This window comes from Brucella sp. NBRC 113783 (genome assembly GCF_040372265.1).
In the GTDB taxonomy this organism is placed as follows: domain Bacteria; phylum Pseudomonadota; class Alphaproteobacteria; order Rhizobiales; family Rhizobiaceae; genus Brucella; species Brucella teleogrylli.
On sequence record NZ_BAABRX010000001.1, the window covers coordinates 405,028 to 418,892 of the forward strand.

Below are 13,865 nucleotides of genomic sequence, written 5' to 3' on the forward strand. Positions count from 1 at the left end.
TCAAGCGGTTAACTTGTCGGCATTTGCGGTCATTGCAAGACAAAATAGATCAAACTTGTCATTGGTAAATAACAAACCGTGTGCGTGTTTTACAAATTCTGGAGATTAACCTGCATCCTTGAACAGCACGCTCTGGTCGAACAGATACCGGTTGGAGAGCGGCAGACTTGCGGCGCCCATGGCCTTGGCGTGGACGCCCACATTGCCCTCGATGATCTCCGGCGCGCTGAGGCCTTGCAGGTCGAGGCGGGAGAGTTCGGCCCGCGTCGCTTCGACAATGCGATGGCGAACGCCTTCCGGCAACCATCCATCGATGATGGCCGCAGGAAAATCGATGATCGACGCAGCCGCCACCGCCGCATGGGCAAGCCCCCGCGCGGCAAGTGCGATCCAGGCATCGAGCGGTTCGCCGAAATTGTGCCAGCTTTCGGGCGATAGCCAGAGATCGTCGGACGAAATATTTCTCTCCTGCAACAGCCGCTCCAGCACGAAAAGCGAGGCGGTATCGATCAGCTGCAATGTCGCGCGTCCATCTTCGGCGCTGCGCATGCGCATCGGCATGGAACCGAGCGCACCGGCATTGCCTGTGCGTCCCGGATAAAGCGTGTTGTTCAGCACCACGCCGCCACCAATGAACGAGCCGATGAAGAAATAGACGAAATCGGTGAATTCCGGCCCGCGCCCGAAGGTGAGTTCCGCGCCACAGGCCGCCGTGCCGTCATTCTGAAGAAACACGGGGAACGGAAAGACCGCGCCGAAATCGTTGACGAGATCGGCATCGAGCCACGCATTCATGTCGGCGGCGGGCGCGCCCACTTCCTCCACCCAGTTCCAGAGTTCAAACGGCAGCGCGATGCCGAGGCCCGCAATGCGATCGCGCTTGTCCGGATCAAGTGCGGCGGTGAAGGCGGTAATGCTGTCAAAGGCGAAACGGCGGATTTCGTCGGGCACCGGCCAGCGATAGGTGATATGCCTGCGTTCGCGGATCGCGCCCAGAAAATCCATCAGGATGATTTCCGCGCTGCGCCGCCCGATCTTGAGGCCGAAGGAAAAAACGCCGTCCGCTGCAAGCCGCATCGGCATGGAGGGCTGGCCGACGCGCCCACGCACGCGCTCGCCTTGCGTAATCAGCCCGTCTTTTTCCAGCGCGCGGATGATGACGGAAACAGTTTGCGCCGAAAGTCCGGTCAGGCGTGCAATATCGGCTCGGGCCAGCGCGCCATGCCTGCGCACAAGCGCCAGAACCAGCCGCTCATTATAGGCGCGCACGCCGATCTGGTTGGAACCGCGATTGATACTCGCGCCCGGTTCGGCAAATTTCTGCATGGCAGGGCCGGGCGAGCCTGCCGGGCCGCCCCTTGGCTCGGAAACGTCCTGTTCCGGATGATGCCTGACCATTTTCTCTCCCAGATCCCACGCTTAACACCCAGTTGCATTCTTCGTGATGCCGGTCTGCATCGAGCAATTTCCTGTGCTTCGGTGCTCACGTACTTTTAAGTACGCTCCGCTCCGGTGCTCGAAAATCACTCGTTTCGCCACGGCCTGACGAATTTGCAACTGTAGTGTTCGGGCACGGCGAGGTTCCTAACCCATTCATCGCAGGAGAAAAAGCCTCATTCTGTGGGATATGAAATAAAAACAAAAGCTTAAGCAGCGAGATGCGCGCTTTTTTCAGCGTGGCGTCGCGTCTTCCTCGGCTCTCTCCTCCCGGGGCGAGAGTGACACAGTACATTAATAAATCAAGTGGATTTATTAATTGACTCTGTTTCGAAGCCGTGTTTTGCTTCAACCATGCCGGGGGAAGAAGGACCGGTTTCACTCTGGGAGGAGTTCATGAAGAAGACAGTTCTGTCGGCGGCCTTTGCTGCCTTCACGCTTGGTGTTGCCGCACTTCCAGCGCATGCTGCCGATGTCGGCGCGTGCCTCATCACCAAGACTGACACCAATCCCTTTTTCGTCAAGATGAAGGAAGGCGCTGTCGCCAAGGCCAAGGAGTTGGGCGTCAATCTCAAAACCTATGCGGGCAAGATCGACGGCGATTCCGAAAGTCAGGTCGCGGCCATCGAAACCTGCATCGCCGACGGCGCCAAGGGCATTCTCATCACCGCTTCCGACACCAAGGGCATCGTGCCGACGCTGCAAAAGGCGCGTGACGCGGGTCTTCTGATCATCGCGCTCGACACGCCGCTGGAACCGGCGGATGCGGCAGACGCGACTTTTGCAACGGATAATTTCCTGGCCGGAGAACTGGTCGGAAAATGGGCCGCAGCAGCGCTTGGTGACAAGGCCAAGGATGCGCGCGTCGCCTTCCTCAACCTGACCGCATCGCAGCCAAGCGTGGATGTTCTGCGCGATCAGGGTTTTGATGTCGGCTTCGGCATCGACCCGAAAGACAAGAACAAGCTTGGCGACGAGGACGATCCGCGCATCGCCGGTCGCGACCTGACCGACGGCAACGAAGAAGGCGGTCGACGCGCCATGGAAAACCTTCTGCAGAAGGACCCGAACATCAATGTCGTGCACACGATCAACGAACCTGCCGCCGCTGGCGCTTATGAAGCGCTGAAGGCTGTGGGCCGTGAAAAGGATGTGCTGATCGTTTCCATCGATGGCGGCTGCCCCGGCGTGAAGAACGTTGCGGCTGGCGTGATCGGCGCAACCTCGCAGCAATATCCGTTGCAGATGGCGTCGCTCGGCATCGAAGCGATCAAGAAATTTGCCGATACCGGCGAAAAGCCAAAGCCGACGGAAGGCAAAACCTTCGTCGATACGGGCGTGACGCTGGTGACGGACAAGCCTGTCGATGGCGTTCCGTCCATCGATACCAAGACTGCGCTCGACAAGTGCTGGGGCTGATCTTTTGAAATATCGGTCCGGCGGATCGTCAGATTTGCCGGACCGTTTTGCAGCTGAAAGCAGGAGATAATCATGAGTGAGCCAGAGGCGGCTTCCGCTGCACAAAAACCGTCGATGCAGGCGTTTGAAACGACCCTTTCGCAAAGCGCATCCGACGTGGCCTCCTTTGATGCGGGTGACCAGTCGGCGCTTTATCGGATGCGGAATTTCCTGCATCACAATCCGGCAGCCGTGCCGCTGATCGTGCTGGTCCTGTCGCTGGTGGTGTTTGGCGTCACATTGGGCGGCAAATTCTTCTCCGCCTTCGCGCTCACGCTCATTCTCCAGCAGGTCGCCATCACCGGCATCGTGGCCGCAGCGCAAACGCTGGTTATCCTCACCGCCGGTATCGATCTTTCGGTCGGCGCGATCATGGTGCTGTCATCGGTGGTGATGGGCCAGTTCACCTTCCGCTATGGCCTGCCAGCCGAGCTTTCCATCGTGCTTGGCTTTGCCACCGGCGCACTGTGCGGCTTTATCAACGGCTTTCTGGTGGCCTATGTCCGCCTGCCGCCCTTCATCGTCACGCTCGGAATGTGGCAGGTGATTCTGGCCACAAATTTCCTCTATTCGGCCAATGAAACCATCCGCGCGCAGGAAATAACCGCGCAAGCGCCAATCTTGCAATTCTTCGGCGAGAGCATTCGTGTCGGTGGCGCTGTCTTCACCTATGGCGTCATCGCCATGGTGCTTCTGGTGCTGCTGCTCTGGTATGTGCTGAACCACACCGCCTGGGGCCGCCATGTCTATGCCATTGGCGACGATCCGGAGGCGGCAAAGCTGTCGGGCGTTTCGGTCAAACCGATCCTGATGTCCGTCTATGTTCTGGCCGGTATCATCTGCGCTCTGGCCGGTTGGGCGATGATTGGCCGCCTTGGCTCCGTGTCGCCGACCGCAGGCCAGTTCGCCAATATCGAATCCATCACGGCTGTGGTGATCGGCGGCATTTCGCTCTTCGGCGGGCGCGGCTCGATCCTCGGCACCATGTTCGGCGCGCTGATCGTCGGCGTATTTTCGCTTGGCTTGCGCCTGTGGGGCACCGATCCGCAATGGACCTATCTCCTGATCGGCGTTCTCATCATCGCCGCCGTCGCTATCGACCAATGGATCAGAAAGGCTGCCGCATGAAAACCTCGGCTACACCTGTTCTCTCGGCAAAGGGTCTGGTCAAGCGTTACGGGCGCGTTACCGCGCTCGACCATGCCGATTTCGATCTCTATCCGGGCGAAATCCTCGCCGTTATCGGCGACAATGGCGCCGGTAAATCCTCGCTGATCAAGGCGCTGTCTGGCGCGATCAAGCCCGACGAAGGCGAGATCAAGCTCGACGGAAAACCGGTCAGTTTCCATTCGCCGATGGAAGCACGCCATGCGGGCATCGAGACGGTTTATCAGAACCTCGCTTTGTCGCCTGCGCTTTCGATTGCTGACAATCTGTTTCTCGGGCGGGAAATCCGCCGCAAGGGACCGCTCGGTTCGCTGTTTCGCATGCTCGATCGCGGCGCGATGGAAAAGATCGCCCGCGACAAGCTGACGGAGCTGGGCCTGATGACCATCCAGAATATCGGTCAAGCGGTGGAAACGCTGTCCGGCGGCCAGCGTCAGGGCGTTGCCGTGGCGCGCGCTGCCGCTTTCGGGTCCGAGGTCGTGATCATGGATGAGCCGACGGCAGCGCTTGGCGTCAAGGAATCGCGCCGCGTGCTGGAACTGATCCTCGACGTGAAGGCGCGGGGCATGCCGATTGTGCTCATCTCGCATAACATGCCGCATGTGTTCGAAGTGGCCGACCGCATCCATATTCACCGGCTCGGACGTCGCCTGACGGTGATTGACCCGAAGGAATATTCCATGTCGGACGCTGTGGCTCTGATGACGGGTGCAATGCGACCGAAGGCCGAAGCTGCCTAACTCCCTTGAGCGGGCTGCACGAATCGGGACATCTGTCCGCACGACCACGAAACGGAAATCGGACATGACGCCTATTGACCGCGAAGCCTTGCCTTCAGAAATTCTTGCGCGGCTTTCGAAGGTGGATAGCCGGCTGATCGTCGCCATTGCGGGTCCTCCGGGCGCAGGCAAATCCACCATCGCGGAAGAACTGCGCGTGGCGCTCAACAAGGGCGCTGATGGCCCATCCATCGTCGTGCCGATGGACGGGTTTCACCTTGATGACGTGATTCTCGATCAGCGCGGGTTGCGCAGTCGCAAGGGGTCGCCGCCGACCTTCGATTGCGCCGGTTTTGCCGCCCTGTTGGAACGGCTGAAACATGCACGCGACGAAGTGTTCATTCCTGTGTTCGACCGTTCGCTGGAGCTTTCCCGCGCGGCGGCCTCAGTGGTCGGGCCCGAGCATCGCGTGCTTCTGGTTGAGGGCAATTACCTGCTGCTCGATCAGGAACCATGGTCGGGACTTGCGCCGTTTTTCGACATGACAATCCGTCTCGATGTGCCTTTTCCGGTGCTGGAGCGGCGGTTGATCGACCGCTGGCTCTCTTTTGGTTTCGACGAGGAGACGGCGCGCAGCCGCGCATTGTCCAACGATATTCCGAACGCTAAGCTTGTCGTGAGCCAATCGCGCCAAGCGGAATTTGTGGTCGCGACGGATGGGCGATAATGGGGAATTGCTGTTTTCAAGGCTTGCGAGGATGCGCATGCGCCTGCATGATGGGGAAAAATCGTAGCATCCTGCAATTTCCGATCGGAATAATCCCCAATGACCGATTATGTCTTCGCGCCGCGCCCGCAGCCTATTCTGCCCGTGAAGGGCACGGACGCAGCTTTTCCCGTGCATCGCATCTATTGCGTCGGTCAGAATTATGCCGATCACGCCATCGAAATGGGCGGCGATCCGACCCGCAATCCGCCGTTCTTCTTCCAGAAAAACCCTGACAGTCTGGTGATCAATGGCGGCGATTTTCCCTATCCGCCCAAGACCGAGGATGTGCATCACGAAATCGAGCTTGTGGTCGCATTGAAGACTGGCGGCATCGATATTCCGGTCGAACAGGCGCTGGATCACGTTTATGGCTATGCGGTGGGCATCGACATGACGCGGCGCGACTTGCAAGCGGTCGCCAAGAAGGCCGGTCGCCCGTGGGAAGTCGCCAAGGCATTCGAGCATTCCGCGCCATGCTCTGCCATCGCGCCAGTATCGGATGTCGGCCATCCGCAGTCGGCATCGATTTCGCTGTCCATCAATGGCGAGACGCGCCAGTCTGGCGACCTCAACCAGATGATCTGGAAAGTGGCGGAAACGATCTCCTATCTTTCGTCGCTCTTTGAGCTGCAACCGGGCGATCTTATATTTACAGGCACCCCCGCAGGCGTCGGCCCCGTGCAGCGCGGCGACCACCTTGTGGGCAAGGTGGATGGTGTCGGCAGCTTGTCGGTTACGGTTGCCTGATTTTCTATAAAGCGCATCCCGAAAAGTGGGAACCGGTTTTCGGACAAGATGCGCGCTAAAGCAAAGGACTACAGCGCATTCCGAAAAGTGGGAACCGGTTTTCGGTCAAGATGCGCGTTAAAGCAAAGGACCAGAGCGCCGATCTGATTCAATCAGATCGAAATGCGCTCTAAGCGGAGGAGACAGAATGAGCACCTATCTTCCCGATGACGTGCATGATGCTTTGGAGCGCGTCATCGCTGAAAAGCACCCGGGTCTGAACCTGACAGAAGCCATAACGCTGATTTTGCGCAAATGGCTGGTCCATGAAGGCTATCTGCCCGCGGTGCCAGAACACGGCACACCGCCGGAAGAACTGAACGCGACCAATGATGATTAGCGCGTTCGATACCACGCCGAAGCAGCAAAGCCGAGGCGACAAGTGACGATGGCCAAGCATTCAAAACAGGGGGCGGGTCGCAAGGCGGCGCTCGGCAAACGCCTTTTGATTCTCACGATTCTGGCCATTTTGCTGGTCATCGCGCTCATCTGGATGAGCATTTATCTGTTCGATCCGAATGGTGGACTGGACTTCGACGATCTTGGAATATTTGCATTGGATTTCAATGTGATAGATACGATGCTGCCGCGCATTCTCTGAGCGCGTTAATCCTTTTGTTACCATTTGAAATATTCATTTTGGCGCGACCCAGACGTTTAGCGCTTCCGTTTTTCGTCTTTTGCATGGTACAGAACTGTCATCGACCGAAAGAATATTGACTGCAACGGGCTTCCTGGAGGCCGTTAAGCCAAGAGGATCTGGATGGCATTCGAGGACATCAAGGCGGAAATTGCGCTGCTGTTTGAGCAAATGGTGAATCAGCCGCAGGACGCCCATGAAATCCGCGAAACGGTTCGCGAAAAGCTGAATGCGCTCCGTGCGAACGGTTTGCCGCTGCCTGACGATCTGGTCGAGCTTGAAAAACGCATCGAAAAAGATTTCGATTCCTGAGAACGGGTCCAGCCATGCGTTTCGCGCTTTTTTCTTCTATATCCGCTTCCCTTCTCGGCAAGGGTGTCCTGCTTTTGGGCTGCGCCGTGGCGCTGAGCGCCTGCAACACCACCAATGACGGCAAGCCCGTGAAAACGGCGCTGATTTCCCCAACGGATGCTGCAACGCAGACCGCTGCACCGGGCGCCCCACAGGCGACTGATGCGAAGACTGTTGCCGTGGCCGCCGCTGGCACTGCCGTTCCCGGCGCTGCGGCTTCCCCTGCACCAGTCGCCAATGCCGCTGTCGGCGCGACCGCAACGGCCATGGCCGCTGGTCCGGCTGCAACGGGCGGTGCTGCCGCGATTGCCGCTGCCACCACGACGGACGGCGCTGCTGTTCCTGGCGTACCGGCTGCTGGTGTCGAGGCTGTTGCTTCTGCCGAGCCGGTTCTGCCTGCCGCGGTTCCTATTCCGGGCGAACGCGGCGTTTCGCAGCCGATGATGGCCTATGCAGGGGCACGTGCCGCCGCTTCGCCTGCCTCGGTTGCCGCCAATATGGCGTTTGAAACGCCGGAGAGCGCGCCGAAAAATCTCGATGCGCTGATTGCCAAATATTCCGTCGCTTATGATGTGCCTGAGCGTCTGGTGCGCCGCGTCGTGCATCGCGAAAGCCGCTTCAATCCCGGTGCGCGCAACGGTCCCTATTGGGGTCTGATGCAGATCAGCCATCCGACCGCACGCGGCATGGGCTATACGGGTGCGCCGAAGGGCTTGCTCGATGCCGAAACCAACCTGAAATATGCCGTTCGCTATCTGTCGGGCGCATATAAGGTTGCGGGTGGCAATGAAAGCCAGGCCGTGCGTTTCTATGCACGCGGCTATTATTACGATGCCAAGCGCAAGGGCATGCTGGAAGAAACCGGCATGGACGGCGGTTTCCGCAACGGTCCGACCCGCGATGCCGCGGCTGCCATCGAACCGGTGTCCCTGCCAAGCGGTTCTTCGGCGCCGCTGCCGGGTGTTGCACCGATCCAGGCGTCCTACACGCCAGCACAATAAGCTTCTCCCGGCGGCGCTTGGTCGCCGGTTTAATTCCCCATATCGACTGGCGCATCGGCCCAAAAATCGGAATCGATTTTTGGAAAGCACAATGCGTTTAACTGTCATCTTGACGCTGCAAAGCGAAGGTAGTTCCCTGTCCGAAGACCGGACAGGGCGAAGATTATGAAGCTGCCACATTCCATCAAATGGCATTACGACAAGGCCGAACTCTGGGCGGATGGTGTTATCCATGTGCTTGGCGTGGCGCTGGCTTTCGCCGGTGCGGTTGCCATGCTGATCTATTTTCTGCCGAACAGTTCCGCAACGACCTCGATTTCGTCCAGCGTCTATCTGGCAAGCCTTCTGGGCGCGCTTGGCATTTCGGCGGTCTATAATATCTGGCCCGTCTCGCCGACCAAATGGTTCCTGCGCCGGTTCGATCACTCGGCCATCTATCTGCTGATTGCCGGAACCTATACGCCCTTCGCCATGCATATGGGGGATCGCGCCGTGCCACTTTTGCTCTTCGTCTGGGGCGTGGCTTTCGTCGGCATCATGCTGAAGCTTTTTCTGCCCGGTCGTTTCGACCGGCTGTCGATCCTGCTTTATCTGGCGCTCGGATGGAGTGGCATCATGGTCTACGACACGATTACTCAATCGCTGCCGAAGACCGTGTTCTGGCTGATCGCGGCGGGCGGCATTGTTTATTCGCTGGGCGTGATCTTTCACGTCTGGCAGCGGCTGCGTTTCCAGAACGCCATCTGGCATGGCTTTGTCGTCGTCGGGGCGATGCTGCATTATTGTGCGGTGTTTTTTGTCGGTGCCTGGAACTGAAATTCTCAATGGAAGTCTCGCGACTTCGGCATGATCCGCACATTTCTCGGGTGATGCGCCATTTGTGACGGCGCGACGAGGCGTTGCGCCTCGCGCCCGCTCAGATCCATCAGGGCGCTGGAGCGGTCTTCGATCCTGGCCGCCACCAGATGCACCACACCCTCCGGGCTGCGCTGGATGCGGCCTTCGATGCGGATCAGGCGTGCGCCCATCACCTCACGGCGAAACGCTTTCATGATTTTCGGCCAGACAACGATATTGGCAATGCCGGTCTCATCCTCGATGGTGAGAAACACAACACCCTTCGCGCTGCCGGGGCGCTGGCGCACAGTCACGACGCCCGCCACTTTCATCCGGCGACCATCGGCACCCTCCTGCACGGCGCGACAGGTGGAGACACCTTCTGCCGCCAGCCCTTCGCGCAAATATTGCAGCGGATGCCCTTTCAGCGAAAGCCGGGTCGTCTCGTAATCGGCAATGACATGTTCGGATGCCGCCATTTCGGGCAGCTTCGTGCGCGGCTCTTCCGCCAGTTCGCTGGTGGCGGCGGCCCGGAACAGCGGCAGGGTTTCGTCATTGGGCAGGCGGCGCACGGCCCAAAGTGCTGCGCGGCGGTCGATATCGAGCGAGCCGAAAGCATCGGCATCGGCCAGCGCGGTGAAGGCGCGCCGGTCGAGGCGCAGACGGCGATGCATGTCCTCGATGGTGCGATAAGGCTCATGCCGGTCGGCAAGCAGTAGTTCGGTGTCACGTTTTGAAAAACCGTCGATCTGGCGAAAGCCGAGCCGCACAGCAGGGCGCGGACCGGGAATGTCTTCCAGAAGATTATCCCACGCACTGAAATTCACATCGACGGGCAGGACCGTCACGTCATGTTCGCGCGCGTCACGCACGATCTGCGCTGGCGCATAAAAGCCCATCGGCTGCGAATTGAGCAGGGCGGCGGCAAAGACTTCCGGGTGATGATGCTTGATCCACGCGGAAATATAGACCAGATGCGCAAAGCTGGCCGCATGGCTTTCGGGGAAGCCATATTCACCGAAGCCCTTGATCTGGTTGAAACAATTCTCGGCAAAGCTCCGGTCGTAGCCGCGATTGACCATGCCGTCGATCATCTTTTTCTCCATGGTGTGGATGGTGCCCATCTTGCGGAAAGTCGCCATGGCGCGGCGAAGCTGGTTGGCTTCGTCGGGCGTGAACTTTGCCGCTTCGATGGCAATGCGCATCGCCTGTTCCTGAAATAGCGGCACGCCTTTGGTCTTGTCCAATATCTGTTGCAACTCGTCCGGTGGGCCGTGTTCGGGGGCTGGTGACGGCAAGATGTTGGGCTCCTGTCCGCTTCTTCGTCTCAGATAAGGATGCACCATATCGCCCTGAATCGGGCCGGGACGCACGATAGCGACCTGAATGACCAGATCGTAAAACTCCTGCGGTTGCAGACGCGGCAGCATGTTCATCTGAGCGCGGCTTTCCACCTGAAACACGCCGAGCGAATCCCCCTTGCAAAGCATGTCGTAGACGGCCTTGTCTTTGCGCGGCAGGGTGGCGAGGGTCTGCTTTTGACCGCCATAAAGCTGCGGCTTGTGCTGATGAATGAGGTCGAAAGCCTTGCGAATGCAGGTGAGCATGCCGAGTGACAGCACATCCACTTTCATCAGCCCCACTTCATCGATGTCATCCTTGTCCCATTCGATGAAATAGCGGTCTTCCATGGCCGCCGGGCCGATGGGCACGGTCTCGTCCAGACGGTCGCGTGTGAGCACAAAGCCCCCCACATGCTGCGACAGATGACGGGGAAAGCCGATCAGCTCAATGGCCAGTTCCACTGCGCGCCGGATGACCGGATTGTCGGGGTCGAGACCCGCCTGGCGAATATGCTGCTTGTCGATGCCGCCGCCGGATATGCCCCAGACCGTATTGGCAAGGGCTGCCGTCACATCTTCCGTCAGGCCCAGCGCCTTGCCGACATCGCGGATCGCGCTGCGGGATCGATAGCTGATGACAGTCGCGACAATCGCCGCACGGTCGGTGGTGTAGCGTTCATACACATATTGCATCACCTGCTCGCGCCGCTCATGCTCGAAATCGACGTCGATATCCGGCGGTTCCTGGCGCTCGGCAGAGATAAAGCGCTCGAACAGCAGGTCCACTTCGGTTGGGTCCACGCCGGTTATGCCAAGACAGAAGCAGACGACGGAATTGGCCGCCGAACCGCGCCCCTGACACAAAATTTCTTTTGAGCGGGCATAGCGCACAATGTCATGGACGGTCAGGAAATAGGCCGCATATTGCAGCTTTTCGATCAGCGCCAGTTCCTTGTGGATCAGCGCCTGCACCTTTTCCGGTATGCTACCCAATCCGTAGAACTTGGCAGCGCCCTCCCAGGTAAGGTCGTGCAGATGCTGTTGCGGTGTCTTTCCCGGTGGCACGGGCTCGTCGGGATAATCATATTTCAACTCGTCGAGCTGGAAGGTGATGGGCGCGATGAAATCGGCGGTCGCGGCAATCGCCTGCGGATATTGGCGGAACAGCCGCACCATTTCCTGCGCTGGTTTCAGATGGCGCTCGGCGTTTTTCTCCAGCAGCCGCCCGGCGGCAAAAACCGTGCTGTGATGGCGGGTTGCCGTCAGCACATCCTGAAGCGCGCGGCGGTTGGGGTGGTGATAGAGTACGTCATTGGTGGCGAGAAGCGGCACACCGGCATCGGCTGCAAAGCGGGCGATGCGTTCGGCCCGGCGTCCATCATGCCCCTGATGTGGCATGGCAAGCGCCAGCCAGATGCAGCCTTGTGCCGCCGTGGCGATTTCCGACAGACGCGCCGGAAAGGCAGGGTCATCCTCTTCCGGGGGCATGACGGCGATTTGAAACTGCCGGGCGCGAAACAGCAGATCGGCCCAGAGCAGATGGCATTCACCCTTGATGGCGGCGCGCCTTTTGCCTTCGGTCAGAAGGCGGCATAATTGCCCATAGGCAGGTCGGTCACGCGGATAGACGACCATATCCGGCGTGCCGTCGATGAAGGACAAGCGGCAGCCGATGAACAGCCGGAAATTGCTTTTGTCGCGAAAATCCTTCCAGGCGGCATGTGCCCGCACCACACCGGCCAGCGTGTTGCGGTCGGCAATGCCGATGCCGGAAAGGCCAAGATCGCGAGCTTGCAGCACCAGTTCCTGCGGGTGCGACGCACCGCACAGGAACGAAAAATTGCTGGCGACAGCCATTTCATAATAAGCGGGTTTTTTCTCGATGTGGGGCATCAGGCAAACAACCCATGCAGGAACCAGCGCGGATGATTGGCGCCGTCATAAAGACCTTCGCGGAAAATCCAGAAACGCTGGCCGTTCACATCTTCCACCCGGTAATAATCGCGCAGTTCCGGTACGTCATGACCGAGAGAAAGCCACCATTCCGGTTCGATCCGCTCTGGTCCTTCGGCAAGGCGAATATGATGGCGGACCCGTCGCCACAGGAAGAATGAGGGTGGGCTGTCCGGCACTTCCGCCACGCTTTCGATCAGCTGCGGCGGGCGAAACAGTTTTATGGGGCGCGCTGGCGGGTCACCAGCCAGCGTTGGGCTGCTTTCATAACCGGTCTGGTTTGCGCGGCTGCCATGCAGGGCAGGGCGCAGGCCAAAAGCGCGCTCCGGCATATGCGTATCGCGTGCGAAAGGCACCAGCACGCGGTCCGGCCCCAGACGCGCCGAGAGACGGTCGATCAGCTGGCTGAAGCCGGCATCATCTTCCTCATGCTGGTCCAGCCCGGTCTGGCGTTGTGTGACCGCAGCACTGCGCAAGGCGGCAAGCCTGATCATGTCAAAACCGAAACCGGCATCCAGCGGATCGGTGAGGGCATTAAGCCTTTCACGCGCAAGACGCAGAAAAACCCTGTCATCGCGCAGAGGCTGGCCGGTTTCAATGCGGATATGGCGTATCTCGCCATCGACCCGGAAGAAGGATGCTTCGATCAAAAGCGCGCCTTTGCCTTCCATCTCAAGCCGGGCGAACAGCTCCTGCGCCAATTCCTGCAAGATGCGCTCCACCAGTTCCATGGCGGTCAGAGGCTCGGACTGGCGGCGCTCTGCCGTTGCGAGCGGCACCATGCGTAGCGGCGAGATGGGCGCGCGCTCCTGCCGTGTCAGGCGACCGAGACGGGTGGCGAGATCGGGACCAAAGCGCGCGGTGAGTGCTGCACGCGGCAGCGCCATCACATCGCCGATGCGTTTCAGGCCCGCGCGCTTGAGGCCGGTTTCAGCGGCATCGGCCAGTTCAAGCGCGGAAAGCGGCAGGCGCGGCAACACGGCATCGGCCTGCGCCTTGTCGAATACGCCGCCTCTGGTGCCACGGGCGAGAAGCCGCGCCGCAAAACTGTTATCGGTAATGGCTGCCCGCACGTGCAGACCAGCGCGCTCGATGCGCTGGATCACATCGGCATGCATGGCGACCAGTCCGCCGAACAGATGCGCGCAGCCGGTAATGTCCAGCATCAGCCCGTGCGGCGGATCGAAGGCGACAAGTGGCGTATAGCGTTCGCACCAATGGGCCATTTTGTTGAGCAGGGCGGCATCGCGCTCCGGCGCGGCATTGGCGACATCAAGCCTTTCCACACGCGCCCGCGCATCGGTCAGCGCCATGCCGGGATAAAGCCCGAGCTTGGCGGCCTTGACGTCGATGGCCGTCAACCGAAGCGCATTGGCGGTGCGCTCGGTAATGACAAGCGGCAGT

At 59.6% G+C, this 13,865-nt stretch carries 13 protein-coding genes; 10 read left to right on the plus strand and 3 right to left on the minus strand.

Annotated elements, in window-relative coordinates:
- Positions 1–105 precede the first annotated feature (105 nt).
- A complete protein-coding gene (locus ABWW11_RS01900; protein WP_109368108.1) occupies positions 106–1,398 on the minus strand; it encodes an ROK family transcriptional regulator in 1,293 nt (430 codons plus the stop codon).
- Positions 1,399–1,833: 435 nt separating this feature from the next.
- On the opposite strand from ABWW11_RS01900, the gene ABWW11_RS01905 reads away from it, so the two are divergent.
- The 10 genes from ABWW11_RS01905 to trhA all read left to right on the plus strand — a co-directional run bounded on the left by ABWW11_RS01905 (position 1,834) and on the right by trhA (position 9,144).
- Positions 1,834–2,856 carry a sugar ABC transporter substrate-binding protein gene (locus ABWW11_RS01905; protein WP_109368109.1) on the plus strand — a complete coding sequence of 341 codons (1,023 nt, stop codon included), beginning with the start codon at positions 1,834–1,836 and terminating at the stop codon, positions 2,854–2,856.
- Between the two features lie 72 nt (positions 2,857–2,928).
- Positions 2,929–4,023, plus strand: a complete 1,095-nt coding sequence (locus tag ABWW11_RS01910; protein WP_109368110.1) for an ABC transporter permease — start codon at positions 2,929–2,931, stop codon at positions 4,021–4,023.
- Positions 4,020–4,802, plus strand: coding sequence for an ATP-binding cassette domain-containing protein (locus ABWW11_RS01915; RefSeq protein WP_319081195.1), 783 nt, complete (start codon positions 4,020–4,022; stop codon positions 4,800–4,802). Before ABWW11_RS01910 ends, ABWW11_RS01915 begins: the two co-directional genes overlap by 4 nt.
- A gap of 64 nt (positions 4,803–4,866) precedes the next feature.
- Positions 4,867–5,508: a nucleoside/nucleotide kinase family protein gene (locus tag ABWW11_RS01920; RefSeq protein WP_109368112.1), complete on the plus strand. Its 642-nt coding sequence runs from the start codon at positions 4,867–4,869 to the stop codon at positions 5,506–5,508.
- Positions 5,509–5,607: 99 nt separating this feature from the next.
- On the plus strand, positions 5,608–6,297 hold the full coding sequence (locus tag ABWW11_RS01925; RefSeq protein WP_109368113.1) for a fumarylacetoacetate hydrolase family protein: 690 nt from the start codon (positions 5,608–5,610) through the stop codon (positions 6,295–6,297).
- 187 nt (positions 6,298–6,484) lie between these two features.
- Complete coding sequence (locus tag ABWW11_RS01930) at positions 6,485–6,676, plus strand: hypothetical protein (protein WP_109368114.1); 192 nt, start codon at positions 6,485–6,487, stop codon at positions 6,674–6,676.
- Positions 6,677–6,724: 48 nt separating this feature from the next.
- Complete coding sequence (locus ABWW11_RS01935) at positions 6,725–6,937, plus strand: hypothetical protein (RefSeq protein WP_078339952.1); 213 nt, start codon at positions 6,725–6,727, stop codon at positions 6,935–6,937.
- A gap of 162 nt (positions 6,938–7,099) precedes the next feature.
- Positions 7,100–7,288 (plus strand): hypothetical protein, encoded by a 189-nt coding sequence (locus ABWW11_RS01940; RefSeq protein WP_078339953.1) that lies wholly within the window; start codon positions 7,100–7,102, stop codon positions 7,286–7,288.
- A gap of 14 nt (positions 7,289–7,302) precedes the next feature.
- Complete coding sequence (locus tag ABWW11_RS01945; RefSeq protein WP_109368115.1) at positions 7,303–8,328, plus strand: lytic transglycosylase domain-containing protein; 1,026 nt, start codon at positions 7,303–7,305, stop codon at positions 8,326–8,328.
- A gap of 165 nt (positions 8,329–8,493) precedes the next feature.
- Positions 8,494–9,144, plus strand: coding sequence for a PAQR family membrane homeostasis protein TrhA (gene trhA, locus ABWW11_RS01950; RefSeq protein ID WP_109368116.1), 651 nt, complete (start codon positions 8,494–8,496; stop codon positions 9,142–9,144).
- Between the two features lie 5 nt (positions 9,145–9,149).
- On the opposite strand, the gene ABWW11_RS01955 is transcribed toward trhA, so the two are convergent.
- Entirely contained in the window at positions 9,150–12,401 is a 3,252-nt protein-coding gene (locus ABWW11_RS01955; protein ID WP_109368117.1) for an error-prone DNA polymerase, read from the minus strand.
- Positions 12,401–13,852, minus strand: coding sequence for a Y-family DNA polymerase (locus ABWW11_RS01960; RefSeq protein ID WP_109370138.1), 1,452 nt, complete (start codon positions 13,850–13,852; stop codon positions 12,401–12,403). Before ABWW11_RS01960 ends, ABWW11_RS01955 begins: the two co-directional genes overlap by 1 nt.
- Between the last annotated feature and the right edge of the window lie 13 nt (positions 13,853–13,865).

Bases quoted from the DNA above. Each gene is read 5' to 3' on its own strand.
- ABWW11_RS01905 (WP_109368109.1), top strand. From the start codon at position 1,834: ATGAAGAAGACAGTTCTGTCGGCGGCCTTTGCTGCCTTCACGCTTGGT.
- ABWW11_RS01935 (WP_078339952.1), top strand. From the start codon at position 6,725: ATGGCCAAGCATTCAAAACAGGGGGCGGGTCGCAAGGCGGCGCTCGGC.
- ABWW11_RS01910 (WP_109368110.1), top strand. From the start codon at position 2,929: ATGAGTGAGCCAGAGGCGGCTTCCGCTGCACAAAAACCGTCGATGCAG.
- ABWW11_RS01920 (WP_109368112.1), top strand. From the start codon at position 4,867: ATGACGCCTATTGACCGCGAAGCCTTGCCTTCAGAAATTCTTGCGCGG.
- ABWW11_RS01940 (WP_078339953.1), top strand. From the start codon at position 7,100: ATGGCATTCGAGGACATCAAGGCGGAAATTGCGCTGCTGTTTGAGCAA.
- ABWW11_RS01945 (WP_109368115.1), top strand. From the start codon at position 7,303: ATGCGTTTCGCGCTTTTTTCTTCTATATCCGCTTCCCTTCTCGGCAAG.
- ABWW11_RS01925 (WP_109368113.1), top strand. From the start codon at position 5,608: ATGACCGATTATGTCTTCGCGCCGCGCCCGCAGCCTATTCTGCCCGTG.
- ABWW11_RS01900 (WP_109368108.1), bottom strand. From the start codon at position 1,398: ATGGTCAGGCATCATCCGGAACAGGACGTTTCCGAGCCAAGGGGCGGC.
- ABWW11_RS01930 (WP_109368114.1), top strand. From the start codon at position 6,485: ATGAGCACCTATCTTCCCGATGACGTGCATGATGCTTTGGAGCGCGTC.
- ABWW11_RS01915 (WP_319081195.1), top strand. From the start codon at position 4,020: ATGAAAACCTCGGCTACACCTGTTCTCTCGGCAAAGGGTCTGGTCAAG.
- trhA (WP_109368116.1), top strand. From the start codon at position 8,494: ATGAAGCTGCCACATTCCATCAAATGGCATTACGACAAGGCCGAACTC.
- ABWW11_RS01955 (WP_109368117.1), bottom strand. From the start codon at position 12,401: ATGCCCCACATCGAGAAAAAACCCGCTTATTATGAAATGGCTGTCGCC.